Source organism: Streptomyces sp. CC0208, from assembly GCF_003443735.1.
Taxonomy (GTDB): Bacteria; Actinomycetota; Actinomycetes; order Streptomycetales; family Streptomycetaceae; genus Streptomyces; species Streptomyces sviceus.
Window position 1 is genome coordinate 3,400,682 of the sequence record NZ_CP031969.1, and the last position, 16,420, is coordinate 3,417,101.

At 71.2% G+C, this 16,420-nt stretch carries 15 protein-coding genes; 8 read left to right on the plus strand and 7 right to left on the minus strand.

All coding sequences use genetic code 11. The annotated features are described in order from the left end of the window. Window positions 1–112 precede the first annotated feature (112 nt). Window positions 113–814 carry a response regulator transcription factor gene (locus tag D1369_RS15345; RefSeq protein ID WP_007384225.1) on the plus strand — a complete coding sequence of 234 codons (702 nt, stop codon included), beginning with the start codon at window positions 113–115 and terminating at the stop codon, window positions 812–814. Further along, window positions 811–2,265 (plus strand): HAMP domain-containing sensor histidine kinase, encoded by a 1,455-nt coding sequence (locus tag D1369_RS15350; RefSeq protein WP_007384224.1) that lies wholly within the window; start codon window positions 811–813, stop codon window positions 2,263–2,265. The genes D1369_RS15345 and D1369_RS15350 overlap by 4 nt, the downstream gene beginning before the upstream one ends. Before the next feature lie 58 nt (window positions 2,266–2,323). Here D1369_RS15350 and D1369_RS15355 read toward each other — a convergent pair whose 3' ends face one another. The 3 genes from D1369_RS15355 to D1369_RS43840 all read right to left on the minus strand — a co-directional run bounded on the left by D1369_RS15355 (window position 2,324) and on the right by D1369_RS43840 (window position 5,678). Beyond that, window positions 2,324–3,880, minus strand: coding sequence for an ABC transporter substrate-binding protein (locus D1369_RS15355; RefSeq protein WP_007384223.1), 1,557 nt, complete (start codon window positions 3,878–3,880; stop codon window positions 2,324–2,326). A 196-nt stretch (window positions 3,881–4,076) separates the two neighbouring features. After that, a complete protein-coding gene (locus D1369_RS15360; RefSeq protein ID WP_037901215.1) occupies window positions 4,077–5,411 on the minus strand; it encodes a metallophosphoesterase in 1,335 nt (444 codons plus the stop codon). A 6-nt stretch (window positions 5,412–5,417) separates the two neighbouring features. Beyond that, window positions 5,418–5,678, minus strand: coding sequence for a hypothetical protein (locus D1369_RS43840; protein ID WP_007384221.1), 261 nt, complete (start codon window positions 5,676–5,678; stop codon window positions 5,418–5,420). A gap of 91 nt (window positions 5,679–5,769) precedes the next feature. Between D1369_RS43840 and D1369_RS15370 the strand changes: the two genes are divergently transcribed. Then, window positions 5,770–7,068 carry a D-alanyl-D-alanine carboxypeptidase gene (locus D1369_RS15370; RefSeq protein ID WP_037901214.1) on the plus strand — a complete coding sequence of 433 codons (1,299 nt, stop codon included), beginning with the start codon at window positions 5,770–5,772 and terminating at the stop codon, window positions 7,066–7,068. On the opposite strand, the gene D1369_RS15375 is transcribed toward D1369_RS15370, so the two are convergent. Next, window positions 7,013–7,924 (minus strand): YihY/virulence factor BrkB family protein, encoded by a 912-nt coding sequence (locus D1369_RS15375; protein ID WP_007384219.1) that lies wholly within the window; start codon window positions 7,922–7,924, stop codon window positions 7,013–7,015. The genes D1369_RS15370 and D1369_RS15375 overlap by 56 nt on opposite strands. 260 nt (window positions 7,925–8,184) lie before the next feature. Here D1369_RS15375 and D1369_RS15380 point away from each other — a divergent pair, with 260 nt between their 5' ends. Continuing rightward, window positions 8,185–9,558: an FAD-binding oxidoreductase gene (locus D1369_RS15380; RefSeq protein ID WP_007384218.1), complete on the plus strand. Its 1,374-nt coding sequence runs from the start codon at window positions 8,185–8,187 to the stop codon at window positions 9,556–9,558. An 83-nt stretch (window positions 9,559–9,641) separates the two neighbouring features. Continuing rightward, window positions 9,642–10,397 (plus strand): decaprenylphospho-beta-D-erythro-pentofuranosid-2-ulose 2-reductase, encoded by a 756-nt coding sequence (locus D1369_RS15385; RefSeq protein ID WP_007384217.1) that lies wholly within the window; start codon window positions 9,642–9,644, stop codon window positions 10,395–10,397. A 56-nt stretch (window positions 10,398–10,453) separates the two neighbouring features. Here D1369_RS15385 and D1369_RS15390 read toward each other — a convergent pair whose 3' ends face one another. Both D1369_RS15390 and trpS read right to left on the minus strand, forming a co-directional pair. Then, window positions 10,454–11,038 (minus strand): 2'-5' RNA ligase family protein, encoded by a 585-nt coding sequence (locus D1369_RS15390; RefSeq protein ID WP_007384216.1) that lies wholly within the window; start codon window positions 11,036–11,038, stop codon window positions 10,454–10,456. A gap of 187 nt (window positions 11,039–11,225) precedes the next feature. Continuing rightward, window positions 11,226–12,239, minus strand: coding sequence for a tryptophan--tRNA ligase (gene trpS, locus D1369_RS15395; protein ID WP_007384215.1), 1,014 nt, complete (start codon window positions 12,237–12,239; stop codon window positions 11,226–11,228). A 142-nt stretch (window positions 12,240–12,381) separates the two neighbouring features. Between trpS and D1369_RS15400 the strand changes: the two genes are divergently transcribed. From D1369_RS15400 to D1369_RS15410, 3 genes are all read left to right on the plus strand, one after another. Continuing rightward, on the plus strand, window positions 12,382–12,942 hold the full coding sequence (locus tag D1369_RS15400; RefSeq protein WP_037901212.1) for an RNA polymerase sigma factor: 561 nt from the start codon (window positions 12,382–12,384) through the stop codon (window positions 12,940–12,942). Continuing rightward, window positions 12,929–13,909, plus strand: coding sequence for a hypothetical protein (locus D1369_RS15405; protein ID WP_202477070.1), 981 nt, complete (start codon window positions 12,929–12,931; stop codon window positions 13,907–13,909). Before D1369_RS15400 ends, D1369_RS15405 begins: the two co-directional genes overlap by 14 nt. Window positions 13,910–14,202: 293 nt before the next feature. Continuing rightward, window positions 14,203–14,892, plus strand: coding sequence for a hypothetical protein (locus tag D1369_RS15410; RefSeq protein WP_106433525.1), 690 nt, complete (start codon window positions 14,203–14,205; stop codon window positions 14,890–14,892). Between the two features lie 44 nt (window positions 14,893–14,936). On the opposite strand, the gene D1369_RS15415 is transcribed toward D1369_RS15410, so the two are convergent. Continuing rightward, window positions 14,937–16,388: a glycine hydroxymethyltransferase gene (locus D1369_RS15415; RefSeq protein ID WP_007384211.1), complete on the minus strand. Its 1,452-nt coding sequence runs from the start codon at window positions 16,386–16,388 to the stop codon at window positions 14,937–14,939. Window positions 16,389–16,420: the final 32 nt, after the last annotated feature.

A 16,420-nucleotide genomic window follows, 5' to 3' on the forward strand; every position in this document is an offset into this window, starting at 1 on the left:
GGAACAGGATCGGCAGCGGCACACACGCGTGGACATGAGACACCCATGACTCTCAAGGAACTCCAAAGGGCGAACCGGCCCGACTGTCAGTGGCCCGGCCGATACTGGGGGCATGACTGGGGGAGAGACGAAGAGTCCGGGGACCGTGCTGGTGGTGGAGGACGAGGAGAGCATCGCCGACGTCCTCGCCATCGCCCTGCGCTACCACCGGTTCGAGGTGATGGTCGCGGGCTCCGTCCGCGAGGCGCTCGCGCTCACCGACCGCACCCGCCCGGACGCGGCCCTGCTGGACGTCATGCTGCCCGACGGCGACGGCCGCGCCCTCGGCCGTGAACTGCGCGAGCGGCGGCCCGACCTGGCCCTGGTCTTCCTCACCGCACGGGACTCCCCCGCCGAGATCGTCGGCGCCCTCGGCTTCGGCGACGACTACATCACCAAGCCGTTCAACATCGACGAGGTCGTCGCCAGGATCACCGCCGTCCTGCGCCGCACCCGCCCGGCCGACGTCCTGCCGCAGCGGCCGCCCCTGCGCTACGGCGACCTGGAGCTGGACGAGACGACGTACTCGGTGCACCGCGACGGCCGCACGGTCCAGCTCACCCCCACCGAGTACGCGCTGCTGCGCTTCCTGGTGCGCAACGGCGGCCGGATCGTCCCCAAGGAGCAACTCCTGCGCCACGTCTGGCAGTACGAGCACACCCCGCCCGAGTCGACCGTCGTCGAGACCTACATCAGCTATCTGCGGCGCAAGCTGGACGCCCTGGGCCCGCCGGTGATCACCACCCGGCGGGGTGTCGGATACGGGCTCGCATGACGTTCCGCCTGCCTCGTCGCCGACACGGCATCCACTCCCTGCGCGGCAAGCTGACGCTGGCCAATGTGGCGCTGCTCGCGATCGGCATCGTCGCGGCGACCGCCGTGAGCGTGATGGGCATGCGGTACTACCTGCTCGACCAGATCGACAGCCAGCTCATCAAGACCCGGGACTCCTTGGGCGGTTCGGAGCTCACGCTGCGGGAGATCGACTCGCTGAGCATGCTGAGCTTCGTCCGCGACCGGCTCATCCCCGCGCAGGAGGACAAGGAGCGCTCGGCGGGGACCGTCTTCGCGGCCGTCGACAGCCAGGGTGAGCCGATCGGGATCCTAGGCTTCGATCCGAGTGAGTCCCAGCGGGACCTGGCGAAGGCGGTGGGCGACCCACGCGCGCTCACCGCCGACTCCGAGCCGCACGACGTCACCCTGGACGGCTCCACCTACCGCGCCACGGCGGCCCGGCTCGGCGACGGCACGTACGCGCTGCTCGCCGCGCCCACCGACGTCCTGCACCAGGGCGTCGCCAAGGCCGTCCGGCTCGACCTCGCGATCGGCAGCCTGCTGCTCGCGCTGCTGGCCTGTCTGACGATGTTCAGCGTCCGGCGCCGGATGCGGCCGCTGGAGGACATGGTGGAGACCTCGTCGGCGATCGCCGAGGGCGATCTGACCCGGCGCATCCCCTCCAGCTGCGAGGCCACCCTGGAGGTCGAGCAGCTGCGGGTCGCCCTCAACTCCATGCTCCACCAGGTCGAGTCGGCGTACCGCACGCGCGAGCGCAGCGCGGCCCAGCTGCGCAGCTTCGTCGCCGACGCCTCGCACGAGCTGCGCACCCCGCTGTCCGCGATACGCGGCTACCTCCAGCTGTACGACAAGGGCATGCTCTCCGACCCGGACGAGCGAAAGCGGGCCTGGACCCGGGTCCTCGCGGAGACGGACCGCATGGGGCGGCTCGTGGACGAGCTGCTCACCCTCGCCCGCCTCGACCAGCAGCCCGAACTGCGGTTCAGGAACGTCGACCTGAGCCGGCTGGTGCGGGAGGCGGCCGACGACCTGCGGGTGCAGCAGCCCGACCGGCCCGTCGAGGTCGCCGCCGAGGGCTCCCTGCTGGTGCGGGCCGACGAGTCCGGGCTCAGACAGGTCCTGGGCAACCTGATGGGCAACGTACGCACGCACACGCCCGCCGAGGTGCCGGTGCGGCTGGGGGTGGAGCGGGCGGACGGGGTCGTACGGCTGTGTGTCGCGGACGAGGGTCCGGGGCTGGCCGCGGACGACGCGGCCCGCGTCTTCGACCGGTTCTTCCGGGTCGGCGGCGGGGCGGGCAGCGGCCTTGGCCTGGCGATCGTGCAGGGTGTGGTCCGGGCCCACGGCGGCGAGGTGGAGGTGGCCACGGCCCCGGGCAAGGGGCTGGCCGTGACGGTCACCCTGCCGGTACGCGCGTGTGCGGGGCAGTGACTTCAGGCGTACGTCCGCCCAGTCGGCCGGATGGTCCCGGACCCGGTGCCGGGCGAGGTCAGATCCAGTTGAGGCGCCAGAGCCGGAAGACACCCGTGCCGTCCGAGAGGTACTGTCCGCCGCCGACGTCCTCACTGGTCACGACGTAGTCCTTGGCCTGCCAGAGGGGGATGACCGGGACATCGTGGGCGACCGACGCCTGGACGTCGCGGAAGTCCTGCTCGGCCTCGCCGCGGTCGGCGAAGCGCTGGCTGTCCTGAATCAGGTGGTCGACCTGGTTGCTGCTGTAGCCGGTGTTCATGGTGCCGTCGGTACCGACCAGCGGGGAGCCGTAGGTGTCCGGGTCGGGGTAGTCGGCCACCCAGCCGACGGCGTAGGCGTCCAGCTTTCCGGTGGCCCAGCGCTTTTGGAAGTCGGTCCACTCGTAGCCCTTGAGCGTCACCTTGAAGAGGCCGCTCGCCTCCAGCTGCTTCTTGAGCTCCTTGGCCTCCGCGGCGGCGGAACCGCTGGTCAGGCCGTAGCCGTAGGTGAAGCTGACCGGGGTGGTCACACCGGCCTCGGTGAGCAGGGCGCGCGCCTTCTTGACGCTCGGCTCCGGGTAGGTGTCGAAGAAGGACGTGGTGTGGCCGGTGATGCCGGCCGGGATCAGCGAGTAGAGCGGGTCGACGGTCCCCTCGTACACCGAGGCGGCCAGCTGCTCGCGGTTGATCAGCCAGGCCATGGCCTGACGCACCTTGACGTCGTGCAGCGGCTTGCCCGTGCGGGTGTTGAGGTAGAGGTTGCGGACCTCGGAGCTGTCGGCCTCCGAGACGCGCTGGCCGGGGTCGCTCGGGTTGAGTCCGGCGAGGACGTTCGGCGGCAGCTGGCGGTAGGCGACGTCGAGCCGCTTGGCCTTCCAGGCGGCGCTCAGCTTGTTCGAGTCGCCGTAGTAGTCGAGTTCGACCGGGCGGCCGGTGCTCTTGATCTCGCCCTTGTAGCTGCCGTTGGGCGTGAGGACCGCTTTCTTGCCCTTCGTGTACGACGTCAGCTCGTACGGCCCGCTGCCGTCCACGCCGCTGTCGGTGCGCAGGGAGCCCGCGGGGTACTTGGTGCTGTCGACTATGGCGCCGGCGCCGGTGGCCACCTTGAACGGGAAGGTGGCGTCGGGCGAGGACAGCCGGAAGGTGACCGTACGGCCGCTGGCGCCGACCGACTCCAAGGTGTCCAGCAGGGTGGCAGGACCGACGTCCGAGTTGATCTTCTTGACCCGGTCGAAGGAGTACTTGACGTCCTTCGCGGTCATCTCGCGGCCGCTCGGGAACTCCAGACCCTCACGCAGCACACAGCGGTACGTCCGCAGGTCGCTGCCCACGAAGTCACAGCTCTCGGCCGCGTCGGGGACGGGTGTGACACTGCCCGGCTCGAAGGCCAGCAGCGACTGGAAAACGTTGTTGAACAGCGCCCACGAACCGGCGTCGTAGGCGCCGGCCGGGTCGAGTGAGGTGACTTCGTCGGTCGTCCCCACCTTGATCGTCCTGCCCACGCTCCCCCCGGACGGGAGCAACTGCCAGCCGCCTACTCCCACAACACCCAGAACGAGCAGCGTCGCGAGAACCCGCGTGCGAACCGACCGCATCGGTTTGCCCTCCCCGGACCCCTGTGGGTCCCCATGCACGTGCCACCCCCTAGTGGCGCGAATCACCTAAGCACAGGTGTTTCACCTGGGGGAAGAGGGATTTGTCGAGTTGGGCAAGACGTTACCGCGAGCAGTTTCGGCCATGTTTCACGGTGCTCTCACAGCCTCTCCCCACGAAGATCGTCCCGGACGCCGTTCAGGCCTGCTTCGACGCGAGTTCGATCACCGTGATGTCCGAGGGGGCACCCACGCGCGTGGGCGGGCCCCAGGCGCCAGCGCCTCGGCTGACGTAGAGCTGTGTGTCGCCGTAGCGCTCCAGGCCGGCCACCGTGGGGTTCGCCGCCTTCGCGAGGAGGTTGCCGGGCCAGAGCTGGCCGCCGTGGGTGTGGCCGGAGAGCTGGAGGTCGACGCCGTGGTCGACCGCGTCATGGATCTGGACCGGCTGGTGGGCGAGGAGCACGCACGCGCGTGCCGTGTCCCGGTCGCCGAGGGCCTTGGCGAAGTCGGGGCCCTGGCCCTCGCTCTCGCCGGCGATGTCGTTGACGCCGGCGAGGTCGAACCAGGCCAGTTCCGTGCGGTCGTTCTCCAGCGGGCGCAGGCCGAGCCGTCGTACCTCCTCGACCCACTGCTCGGCGCCGGAGAAGTACTCGTGGTTGCCCGTGACGAAGAACGAGCCGTGCCGTGCCTCGAGACGGGCGAGAGGGGCGGCCGCCGGGCCGAGGTCCTTCACGCTGCCGTCGACCAGGTCACCGACGACGGCGATCAGGTCGGGCCGGGTGGAGTTGATGGTGTCGACGACCTTCTGGGCGAAACCGCGGCCGAGCACCGGGCTCAGGTGGATGTCGCTGACCACCGCGATCCGGTAGCCGTGCGCCGCGCGCGGGAGCTTCGCCAGCGGCACGGTGACCCGCTTGACCCCGGGGCCGCGCAGGACACCGTAGGTGCCGTATCCGACGGTCCCCACGGCGGCCGCGGCGGCGGCTCCGGCGACCACCCGGGAGACGAAGAGGCGACGGGAGGGGGCGGGGGCGGTGACGAGGGCGGGCGGGCCGGGCTCCTCGGCTCCTGGTTCCTCGGCTCCTGACTCCTCGGCTCCTGGCTCCTCGGCTCTTGGCTTCTCGGGCGGACTCACGGCGTGGTGCGGCTTCTCGGCCGGCGCCCCCGCCGGCACCCGCTCGCGATGCGGTACGGCGGCCACGGCCCGCTTGCCGCGCCGGTCCCGGTGTTCGAGGAAGCGGCGCAGCAGGGGCCGTACGAGCTCTCCCGCCACGACCGCGAGCAGCAGGTAGATCGACAGCGCGAGCCACAGGAAGCCGGGCCACGCGAGCACGCGCTGCAGCCAGAAGGGTGCGCCGGTGCGCTCCGCGACCAGGGCGGCGATCGCCAGTGCCCAGCCGCCCCCGATGAGCGCCGCGCCGGAGCGGCGGACCCGTCCTGGGCCGCCCGTGGTGTCACGGAACAGGCGGCGCCACAGGTACCAGTTCGCCGTCACCAGGACGGTCAGGGCGAGCAGTGCGAAGACGATGACCACGCTCTGCTAACTCTCCGGGGTCGGCTGTGAGTTCCGGCGCAGTGCGCGCACTCCACGCAACCCGATGAGCCCGACGACCGTCCCCAGTACGAAGGAGACGACGGCCAGCAGCAGGTGCACCCAGAAGTACCCCGTCGGGTCGCCCGCGTCGTCGAACGCGAGCCCGCTGGCGTCCTTGACGAGGTTCTTGACGAAAGTGATCCAGATGATCCAGCTCCACACCCCGAAGGCGAGCAGGAACCAGGAGACGGGGCGGCTGAGCTTCATGGGTCCAGTATCGCGGGCCTCTGTCCGGTTCCACCGCCGGGGTGGAGCGGGCCGCGGGACTTCGCCCTGCGCGCCATGTACGTTCCTGAGCGTGTCCGCACCCCACAAGAAGACCGCCGGGCGATCCCTGCTGGTCACCTCCGCCGCCGCCCTGTCGTCCCTCGCGCTGACCGCGCCCGTCGCCCTCGCGGCCCCCGGCCCGTCACCGAGCGCCAGTCCCTCGGCCACTCCGCCGGCCCGCATGTCGACCGTGGGCGGCTCACGGCTCGGCCGGGCGGGCACCCAGGTCAATCTGGCGAGCGGGGTCCCGGTGCTGCCGAAGGACATCACCGCGCGGTCGTGGATCGTCACCGACGCCGAGTCCGGCGACGTGCTCGCCGCGCACAACGCGCACTGGCGGCTGCCCCCCGCGAGCACCATGAAGATGCTCTTCGCGGACACCTTGCTGCCGAAGTTCGCCAAGGCCGAGACACACAAGGTCGTCCCCTCCGATCTCGCGGGCATGGGCGCCGGCTCCAGCCTGGTCGGGATAAAGGAGGGCGAGACGTACACGGTCCACGACCTGTGGCTCGGTGTCTTCCTTCGCTCCGGCAACGACGCGGTGCACGTCCTGTCCGCGATGAACAAGGGCGTCGCCAAGACCGTCACGGAGATGAACGAGCACGCCGAGGAGCTCCAGGCCCTCGACACGCACGTGGTCAGCCCCGACGGCTACGACGCCCCCGGCCAGGTCTCCTCCGCCTACGACCTGACGCTGTTCGCCCGCTCCGGGCTGCAGAAGAAGGACTTCCGCGAGTACTGCTCGACGGTCACCGCGAAGTTCCCTGGCGAGACGGAGAAGGACAAGAAGGGCAAGGCCGTCCGCAAGCCCTTCGAGATCCAGAACACCAACCGGCTGCTGAGCGGCGACTACGACATCTCGCAGTACCAGGGCATCGCAGGTGTGAAGAACGGCAACACCACCAACGCCGGCGCCACCTTCACCGGTGTCGCCGAGCGCAATGGCAGGGTGCTGCTCGTCACGGTCATGAACCCGTCGAAGGAAGAGCACAACGAGGTCTACAAGGAGACCGCGAAGCTCTTCGACTGGGGCTTCAAGGCGGCCGGCAAGGTGCAACCGGTGGGTGAGCTGGTGCCTCCGAAGGGCGCCGCGCAGTCGGGGACCTCCGGTCAGGCGGGCGGCGGTTCCGGCGGCTCCGGTCAGTCCGCGGGTCCGGGGGCCTCGGCGAAGCCCGTCGCGTCCGCCACGGCCGACGGCGGCTCCCGCGGCATGGGGACCGCCTTCGCGATCGCCGGCGGCCTGCTCGTGCTGCTCGCAGGCGCCGCGTTCCTCGTCAACCGCCGCTGGCCGTTGCCGGATCTGGTACGGCGTCGCTCGTCCCGTCCGTGAGCTCCTGCTCCTTGCTCCCCGTCGCCGTCCACGCGGCGCAGAACAGCACCAGTTTCGCCGTGAAGTTGATCCACAGCAGCAGGGCGACGGGGACGCCGAACGCGCCGTACATGCTCTTCGTCGCCACGCCCTGCATATAGCCGCTCAGCAGCAGTTTCAGCAGCTCGAAGCCGACCGCGCCGGTCAGCGCGGCGACGAACAGCCGGCGGCGCCTCGGCTCGACGCCGGGCAGCAGGGTCAGGACGTACAGCAGGAGCAGGAAGTCGGCGAGTACGGCGATGCCGAACGCGGCGATCCGCAGCAGGACCCGGCCCGCGCTGCCCTCCTGGAGGCCGAGTTCCCCGCCGATCCGGTCGACCAGCGCGGAGGCGACGGTGGAGATGGCGAGCGTGACCAGGACGGCGCCGCCGAGCCCGAGCAGGATGCCCAGGTCCTTGCCCTTGCGCAGGACCGCGTTCTCGTCGTCGTCGGGCAGCTCCCACACCGCGCGCAGGCACTCGCGCATCGAGCCGGCCCAGTTGATGCCGGTGAACAGCAGGGCGGCCGCGGCGATGAGGCCGACGGTGCCGGCGTTCTGCACCAGGTCGTCGATGTTCAGCTGGTCGGAGATGCCGGGCACCTGGTCGGCGATCTTGTTCTGGAGGTCGTTCTGCTGCTTCGTGCTGAGGGTGGCGGCGGCGATCGCGGCGGCCACGGTGAGCAGCGGGAACAGCGCGACGAAGCTGGTGAACGTCATCGCGGCGGCCAGCCGGGTCCACTTCACCCGGTCCAGCCGTTCGTACGACCGCCACGCGTGCGTGGCCGTCAGGCGCACCCACAGGGGCCCGACGACGGGGAGTCTCTTCAGCCAGTCCATGATCGGATCTTGCCCTCCGGGTGGAAGACCGATGTGTGAGTACCCCGAAAACGCGGGAGTGTGGCGCGTGCCGCGCGGTTGAGGGGGCGGTCGGCTACCACGGGCTGGGTAAGGGGTGTCGGCCCGCCGTACGCGGCAGGGGCCGTTCCCACGGCCGGAACTCCGGCAATATAGAGCGACATCCCACTAATCACCCATCTCGGGGAAGGTTGTGAGGTTTACGAGCGAATTGCCGCTATAGCGGCGATACGGTCACCGGCATGTCTGCCGACACCGTTCCCGTCACGGGATGGGGCCGCACCGCCCCCACCGCGGCCCGTCCGATCCGCCTGCGGAGCTACGAGGAGGCCGTGGCCGCCGTCCGGGGTTGTGGGGCCCGTGGCGGCATCCCCAGGGGCCTGGGGCGGGCCTACGGGGACGCGGCCCAGAACGCAGGCGGCGTGGTGTTCGACATGACCGCCCTGAACCGCGTCCACGCCATCGACGCCGAGGGCGGCACCGTGCTGTGCGACGCGGGCGTCTCCCTGCACCGGCTCATGCAGGTGCTGCTGCCCCTCGGCTGGTTCGTGCCGGTGACCCCCGGCACCCGCTACGTCACGGTCGGCGGCGCGATCGGCACGGACGTCCACGGCAGGAACCACCATGTGTCCGGCTCCTTCTCCCGCCATGTGCTGTCGTTCGAACTCCTCACCGCGGACGGCGAGATCCGCACCGTGCGCCGCGGCACCTCCCTGTTCGACGCGACCACCGGCGGCATGGGCCTGACCGGGATGATCCTCACCGCGACGGTCCAGTTCCAGCCGGTCGAGACCTCACTGATGTCGGTCGACACGGAACGCGCGCGGGACCTCGACGATCTGATGGTCCGTCTCACGACCGGCGATCGCGGTTACCGCTATTCGGTCGCCTGGATCGACCTGCTGGCCCGCGGGAGCGCGACCGGGCGGGCGGTGCTGACCCGGGGCGACCACGCGCCGCTGGAGGCGCTGCGGACGCCGGGACTGCTCGCCGGGGGCACGCGTGCGCGTAGAGACCCGCTGGCCTTCCGGCCCCCGCGCTTCCCGGCCCCGCCGGCGTTCCTCCCCGAGGGACTCGTCAACCGCACGACCGTGGGGCTGTTCAACGAGCTCCGGTACCGGAAGGCGCCCCGCGCGCGTACCGGCCGGCTGCAGCGGATCTCCGCCTTCTTCCACCCCCTGGACGGCGTGCCGCACTGGAACCGGATCTACGGCCGCGCCGGCCTCTTGCAGTACCAGTTCGTGGTCGGACACGGCCAGGAGGAGGCCTTGCGCCGGATCGTGCGGCGGGTCTCCGGACAGCGGTGCCCGTCTTTCCTCGCCGTCCTCAAGAGGTTCGGGGACGCCGACCCCGGATGGCTCTCCTTCCCGGTGCCCGGCTGGAGCCTGGCCCTGGACCTCCCGGCAGGTCTGCCGGGCCTCGCCCCTCTCCTCGACGAGCTGGACGAGGAGGTCGCCGCGGCCGGCGGGCGGGTCTACCTCGCCAAGGACTCCCGTCTGCGGCCGGACCTGCTCGCCGCGATGTACCCGCGCCTCGACGACTTCCGCGCGCTGCGCGCGGAGCTGGATCCGCGCGGGGTGTTCACCTCCGACCTGTCCCGCCGCCTCACGCTCTGAGTCCGCTGAGCCCGCTGACCCCGCTGAGCCCGCTGACCCCGCTGAGTCCCCTGAACATCCCAGGCCCTCCCAAGGAGCTGCTCGTGAAGGACGCCTTCGGCATCCCCCAGTCCCTGCTCGTCCTCGGCGGTACCTCCGAGATCGCGCTGGCCACCGTCCGCCGTCTCGTCGTGCGGCGCACCCGCACGGTGTGGCTGGCGGGGCGCCCCTCCCCCGGCCTGGAGTCGGCCGCCGCGGAACTGCGCGCCCTGGGGGCCGAGGTCCGCACCGTCGCCTTCGACGCCCTGGACCCCGAGTCCCACGAGGCGGTGCTCGGCAAGGTGTTCGCCGAGGGCGACATCGACATGGTGCTGCTCGCCTTCGGGATCCTCGGCGACCAGGCCCACGACGAGCGCGAGCCGGTCGCCGCGGTGCGGGTGGCGCAGACCAACTACACGGGCGCCGTCTCCGCCGGCCTGGTGTCCGCGCGCGCGTTGCAGTCCCAGGGGCATGGCTCGCTCGTCGTGCTCTCCTCCGTGGCCGGCGAGCGCGCCCGCCGCGGCAACTTCATCTATGGCTCCAGCAAGGCGGGCCTCGACGTCTTCGCGCAGGGGCTGGGTGACGCCCTGCACGGCACGGGCGTGCACGTGATGGTCGTACGCCCGGGGTTCGTACGGTCGAGGATGACGGCCGGTCTGGCGGAGGCACCCCTCGCGACCACACCGGAGGCCGTCGCGACCGCGATCGAGCTGGGTCTGCGGCGGCGCTCGGAGACGGTGTGGGTACCGGGGGCGCTGCGGGTGGTGATGTCGGCGGTGCGGCATCTGCCGCGGGCGGTGGTCCGGCGGCTGCCGTTGTAACCGCGTAACTGCGGGTATGGCTGGTGGAACTGCCGTTACAACGCCTGTACCAGGAGTTACAGCTGGCTCGTGGGCAGGGAGCCGCGCTCCACATGGCCGGCTTGGGGCGGCACCACCGATCCACCGAAGGTGAACTCTCGCAGCTTCCGCCACACCCCGTCGGGGCCCTGCTCGTAGAGCGCGAAGCCGGTGCACGGCCACTCGGCCTCGAAGTCCGCGAGCTCCTCGAAGGCGCGGTCCATGGCCGCCTCGTCGATGCCGTGGGCGACCGTGACGTGCGGGTGGTAGGGGAACTGGAGTTCCCGCGCGACCGGCCCCGAGGCGTCACGGACCTGCTTCTGGAGCCAGGTGCAGGCGTCGGCGCCCTGGACGACCTGGACGAACACGACGGGTGACAGCGGGCGGAAGGTGCCGGTGCCGGACAGCTTCATCGGGAACGGCCGGCCCGCCGCGGCGACCTCGGTGAGGTGCGCCTCGATGGCGGTCAGCGCGGTGTCCGCGACCTCTGTGGGCGGCAGCAGGGTGACATGGGTGGGGATCCCGTGAGCCGCGGCGTCGCCGAAGCCCGCGCGCCGCTCCTGGAGCAGGCTGCCGTGAGGCTCCGGGACCGCGATCGACACACCGATCGTTACGGTCCCCACGTCGTCTCCTGTTCGTCCCTGTCGTCCTGTCGGATTCGTTCCCAGCCGTCCGGCTATCGACTGTACGGCCACGGCTGTGCTGTGGGCAGGCGCAGGCATAGTGATGTGCAGCGCTCTGCCCGGTGGTGCTGGTGTGCGGTGGTACGCCCGGTGCCCGGCGGCCGGTGCCGACGGGCTGGGACGGCGATCAGTGTTTGGCGGGCAGGAAGCCGACCTTCTCGTACGTCTGGGAGAGGGTCTCCGCGGCGACCGCGCGGGCCTTCTCCGCGCCCTTGGCCAGGAGCGAGTCCAGCGTCTCCGGGTCGTCCAGGTACTGCTGGGTGCGCTCCCGGAACGGCGTCACGAACTCGACGACGACCTCGGCGAGGTCCGTCTTGAGCGCGCCGTAGAGCTTGCCCTCGTACTGCTGCTCCAGCTCGGGGATGCCGGTACCGGTCAGGGTCGAGTAGATGGTGAGCAGGTTGCTGACGCCCGGCTTGTTCTCGACGTCGTAGCGGATGACGGTGTCGGTGTCCGTGACCGCGCTCTTGACCTTCTTGGCGGTGGCCTTCGGCTCGTCGAGGAGGTTGATGAGGCCCTTCGGCGTGGACGCCGACTTGCTCATCTTGATCGACGGGTCCTGGAGGTCGTAGATCTTCGCCGTCTCCTTGAGGATGTACGGCTTCGGGATCGTGAAGGTCTCGCCGAAGCGGCCATTGAAGCGCGTGGCGAGGTCGCGGGTCAGCTCGACGTGCTGGCGCTGGTCCTCGCCCACCGGGACCTCGTTGGCCTGGTAGAGCAGGATGTCCGCGACCTGGAGGATCGGGTACGTGAACAGGCCGACGCTCGCGCTGTCGGCGCCCTGCCGGGCGGACTTGTCCTTGAACTGGGTCATGCGGGAGGCCTCGCCGAAGCCGGTGAGGCAGTTCATGACCCAGGCGAGCTGGGCGTGCTCGGGGACGTGGCTCTGGACGAAGAGCGTGCAGCGCTCGGGGTCGAGGCCGGCGGCGAGGAGCTGGGCCGCGGCCAGGCGGGTGTTGGCCGTCAGCTCCTTCGGGTCCTGCGGAACCGTGATCGCGTGCAGGTCGACGACCATGTAGAACGCGTCGTGGGACTCCTGCAGGGCCACCCACTGGCGGACGGCGCCGAGGTAGTTGCCGAGGTGGAACGAGCCTGCGGTGGGCTGGATTCCGGAGAGCACACGGGGTCGATCAGAGGCCATGCCCACCATTCTCTCAGGTACCGGGGGCCGATCCGGAACCAGTCGGAAACAGATGTGCCACGGGTGGGAACCGATTCGGTCCGGGCGGTGTACCCATCGTGTGAGGACGCGGGAGGGGGGCCGCATCGTCGATGAGGCCGCGGTGATCGCACGCGTACGCGCCGGAGACCCGGAGGCGTACGCGGAGCTGGTGCGGGCGCATACGGGCCTGGCACTGCGGGCGGCCGCGGCGCTCGGGGCGGGTGCGGACGCGGAGGACGTGGTGCAGCAGGCCTTCGTCAAGGCGTACTGCTCGCTGGGCCGCTTCAGGGAGGGCTCGGCGTTCAAGCCGTGGTTCATGTCGATCGTGGCCAATGAGACGAGGAACACAGTGCGCGCGGCGGCGCGCCAGCGCACACTCGCCGGCCGCGAGGCGGCCTTCGCGGAGGCCGAGCCGCTGATACCGGAATCGGCCGACCCCGCGGTCGCGGCTGTGGAGATAGAGCGCCGCGCCGCCCTGGAGTCCGCGCTGGAGAGGCTGAGCGAGGAGCACCGCCTGGTCGTCACCTACCGCTATCTGCTGGAGATGGACGAGTCCGAGACGGCCGAGGCCCTGGGGTGGCCCCGGGGGACGGTGAAGTCCCGGCTGAACCGCGCGCTGCGCAAGCTCGGCAAGCTGCTGCCTGATGTCGAGCCTCGGGAAGGGGGTGATGAGCGTGAGTGAGTCCTACGGCGGTGAGGTCGCCGGCGACAGCGCGCGGGAGCGTGCGTCCCGGCTGCCCGAGGAGCTGCGGGCGCTCGGGCGTTCGCTGGACGCGCCTGGAGCGGGCGGGCCCGAGTCGATGGTGGAGCGGGTGCTGGAGCAGATACTCGCCGAGCGGCTGCCGGTCCCGGTGGCCCAGGCGCCGGGTCCCGGTGAGCGGCTGCGGGCGGTGCGGCGGTGGGCGCGGGCGCGGTGGCGTTCGCTGACCGCGACCCTGTGCGGGCTGCTGACGATCCTCGCGCTCACGCCTCCGGTGCGGGCGGCGGTGCTGGACTGGTTCGACTTCGGTGGGGTCGAGGTGCGGTACGACCCGTCGGCGGTGCCCTCGCCGGGAGCCGAGGTGCCCGGTTGCGGGCGCTCGCTGTCACTGGCGCAGGCCGAGCGGCGGGCGGGGTTCGAGCCGCTGGTGCCGGCGGCGCTCGGCGCTCCGGACGCGGTGACGGTGGCGGCCGTGCCGCGGGCGCGGTCTCTGGTGAGCCTGTGCTGGCGTGAGCGGGGGCGCATCGTCCGGCTGGACGAGTACCCGGCCCGGCTGGACATCGGCTTCACCAAGAGTGTGCGGGAGCAGCCTGAGTGGCTCTCGCTGCCCCGGGACTCCTCGGGCGGGGACTCCGCGGACGGGGACTCCGCGGACGGGGACTCCGCGGACGGGGACTCCTCGGGCCTCGGGGCGGTCAATGACACGGCTCTGTGGTTTCCGCGGCCCCACCTGCTGAGCTTCTGGCTGGTGGACGCGGCCGGCTCCCACTACACCCGCGAGCAGCGGACCGCCGGGCCGACGCTGCTGTGGATGCACGGGTCGGGCCTCCTGGACATGCCGGAAGTGACCCTGCGTCTTGAGGGGATCGCATCGAAGGCGCGGGCTGTGGAGATCGCGGCGTCCCTCGCCGAGCCGGGGCGCGAGGGCGCCGAGAAGTCCTCGGATTAGTGCGCAGGGGGTGGGAACCCCGCCGGGCCGACCGGTGTACCAGAAGTGACACGCGGCTCGCGGACGGGTCGCACAGGGATCGTCTGGCATGGGGGCGGCATGAAGAGGAGCACGAGCGGGCGGAGGGGCCGCTGTCGTGAACCGGCAGCGGGGTCGGGCCGGTTGACGGCGTTGCTCGCGGTGACGGTGTGACGAAAGGACGTGCTCGCGAGCTTGAGGAAGCGAGGCTGATTCGATCGAGGGGGATGGCAGTGCGGAGCACACTCGCAAGACTTCGGCCGGGGACGTGCAGGGTGTTCGCGGTGCTCGCACCGGTGGCGGCGATGGCGGTGATGACCGTGCTCGCGGCGCCTGCGGCCGACGCGGCGACACCGCGGACGCGGGAGGCGAGCCTGGACAGGCCCGACCTTGCGGTGGTCGTGACCGGCGGCTCGGGCCGGACGCGGGCCGTGCGTGCCGACGAGCCGTACTTCTCCCGCCTGTGGCAGCTGCTGCAACCGACGTACACGGGCACGGAGCGGGTCTCGGACGCCTGGGAGGAGGGCCGGTACCCGCCGGTGCGGTTCACCGTGGTGTGGGGGCTGACGGGGGTGGGGGGCTGGCCCCGGACGGATTCGGCGCCGGGCGGGGATGTGGCGGTGGCGCGGCAGGACCAGCTGTTCCTGGCCCAGGACGGCACTCCGTGGGTGCGCTCGGATCCGGCGCCGGAGCGGGAGGACGACGACATCCGCTGGCACCGGGCGCCCCGGGCGGTGTTCGACCGGCTGGACCGGGCGGGCCTTGCGGGCGGTGCCGGGGAGAGGCGGGCGAAGGGCTCCAAGGGTTCGACGGGCCCGGAGCACGGGGTGTGGTGGGCGGTGCCGGGGCTCGTCGTGGGATTCGCGGCGGGAGCAGGCGGCACGCGGCTGATACGCCGCGCGGCGGCCGGGCCAGGGGCCGGACCGCCGCGGGACGAGCCACGACAGGAACTCATCGATCTCTAGGAGTCACCGGTCTTTGACAACTCAAGAGAGGACGTGTGTCAGCCTCAGCCGAGGTCGATCTCCGGGTACAGCGGGAAGCCGGCCACGAGGTCGGTGGCCCGGTGGGAGATCTCGTCCGCGACCTTCGGGTCGAGGATGTGCTGGGCCTTGGAGGGGGCGCCCTTGCTGGTGGTGCCGGGTTCCGTGGTGGTGAGGACGCGGTCGATGAGGCCGGCGACCTCGTCCATCTCGGCGGTGCCGAGGCCGCGGGTGGTCAGGGCGGGGGTGCCGATGCGGATGCCGGAGGTGTACCAGGCGCCGTTCGGGTCGGCCGGGATGGCGTTGCGGTTGGTGACGATGCCCGACTCGAGCAGGGCGGCCTCGGCCTGGCGGCCGGTGAGGCCGTAGGAGGAGGTCACGTCGATCAGGTTGAGGTGGTTGTCGGTGCCGCCGGTGACCAGGGTGGCGCCGCGACGCATCAAGCCCTCCGCCAGGGCGCGGGAGTTGTCGACGATCCGCTGGGCGTAGTCCTGGAAGGAGGGCTGCCGGGCCTCGGCGAGGGCGACGGCCTTGGCGGCCATGACGTGCGGGAGGGGGCCCCCGAGGACCATCGGGCAGCCGCGGTCGACCTGGTCCTTGAGGGAGTCGTCGCACAGCACCATGCCGCCGCGCGGGCCACGCAGTGACTTGTGGGTGGTGGTGGTGACGATCTGGGCGTGCGGGACCGGGTCGAAGTCGCCGGTGAGGACCTTGCCCGCGACGAGACCGGCGAAGTGGGCCATGTCGACCATGAGCGTGGCGCCGACCTCGTCGGCGATCTCGCGCATGATCCGGAAATTCACCAGTCGGGGGTACGCGGAGTAGCCGGCGACGATGATCAGCGGCTTGAACTCGCGGGCCGAGACGCGCAGGGCGTCGTAGTCGACGAGGCCGGTGGCGGGGTCGGTGCCGTAGGAGCGCTGGTCGAACATCTTGCCGGAGATGTTGGGGCGGAAGCCGTGGGTGAGGTGGCCGCCGGCGTCCAGGGACATGCCGAGCATGCGCTGGTTGCCGAAGGCCTGGCGCAGCTCGGCCCAGTCGGCGTCGGAGAGGTCGTTGACCTGGCGGACGCCGGCCTTCTCCAGGGCGGGGACCTCGACGCGCTGGGCGAGGACGGACCAGAAGGCGACGAGGTTGGCGTCGATGCCGGAGTGCGGCTGGACGTAGGCGTGGCGGGCGCCGAAGAGTTCCTTGGCGTGCTCGGCGGCCAGGGACTCGACGGTGTCGACGTTGCGGCAGCCGGCGTAGAAGCGGCGGCCGACGGTGCCCTCGGCGTACTTGTCGCTGAACCAGTTGCCCATCGCGAGGAGGGTGGCCGGGGAGGCGTAGTTCTCGGAGGCGATCAGCTTGAGCATCTCGCGCTGGTCGTGGACCTCCTGGCCGATGGCGTCGGCGACGCGCGGCTCGACGGCGCGGATCACGTCGAGGGCGGCGCGGAAGGCCGTGGACTCGGTGGACAGGGGCTGCTGTTCTGACATGGCGGCCTCCGGGCTGCGTGGCTTGAAGCGGT

Excerpts from the sequence above, each read along its gene's own strand:
- D1369_RS43840 (WP_007384221.1), bottom strand. The coding sequence starts at position 5,678 with ATGAAGCTCAGCCGCCCCGTCTCCTGGTTCCTGCTCGCCTTCGGGGTG.
- trpS (WP_007384215.1), bottom strand. The coding sequence starts at position 12,239 with ATGGCCTCTGATCGACCCCGTGTGCTCTCCGGAATCCAGCCCACCGCA.
- D1369_RS15350 (WP_007384224.1), top strand. The coding sequence starts at position 811 with ATGACGTTCCGCCTGCCTCGTCGCCGACACGGCATCCACTCCCTGCGC.
- D1369_RS15375 (WP_007384219.1), bottom strand. The coding sequence starts at position 7,924 with ATGGACTGGCTGAAGAGACTCCCCGTCGTCGGGCCCCTGTGGGTGCGC.
- D1369_RS15405 (WP_202477070.1), top strand. The coding sequence starts at position 12,929 with ATGAGCGTGAGTGAGTCCTACGGCGGTGAGGTCGCCGGCGACAGCGCG.
- D1369_RS15380 (WP_007384218.1), top strand. The coding sequence starts at position 8,185 with ATGTCTGCCGACACCGTTCCCGTCACGGGATGGGGCCGCACCGCCCCC.
- D1369_RS15415 (WP_007384211.1), bottom strand. The coding sequence starts at position 16,388 with ATGTCAGAACAGCAGCCCCTGTCCACCGAGTCCACGGCCTTCCGCGCC.
- D1369_RS15355 (WP_007384223.1), bottom strand. The coding sequence starts at position 3,880 with ATGCGGTCGGTTCGCACGCGGGTTCTCGCGACGCTGCTCGTTCTGGGT.
- D1369_RS15345 (WP_007384225.1), top strand. The coding sequence starts at position 113 with ATGACTGGGGGAGAGACGAAGAGTCCGGGGACCGTGCTGGTGGTGGAG.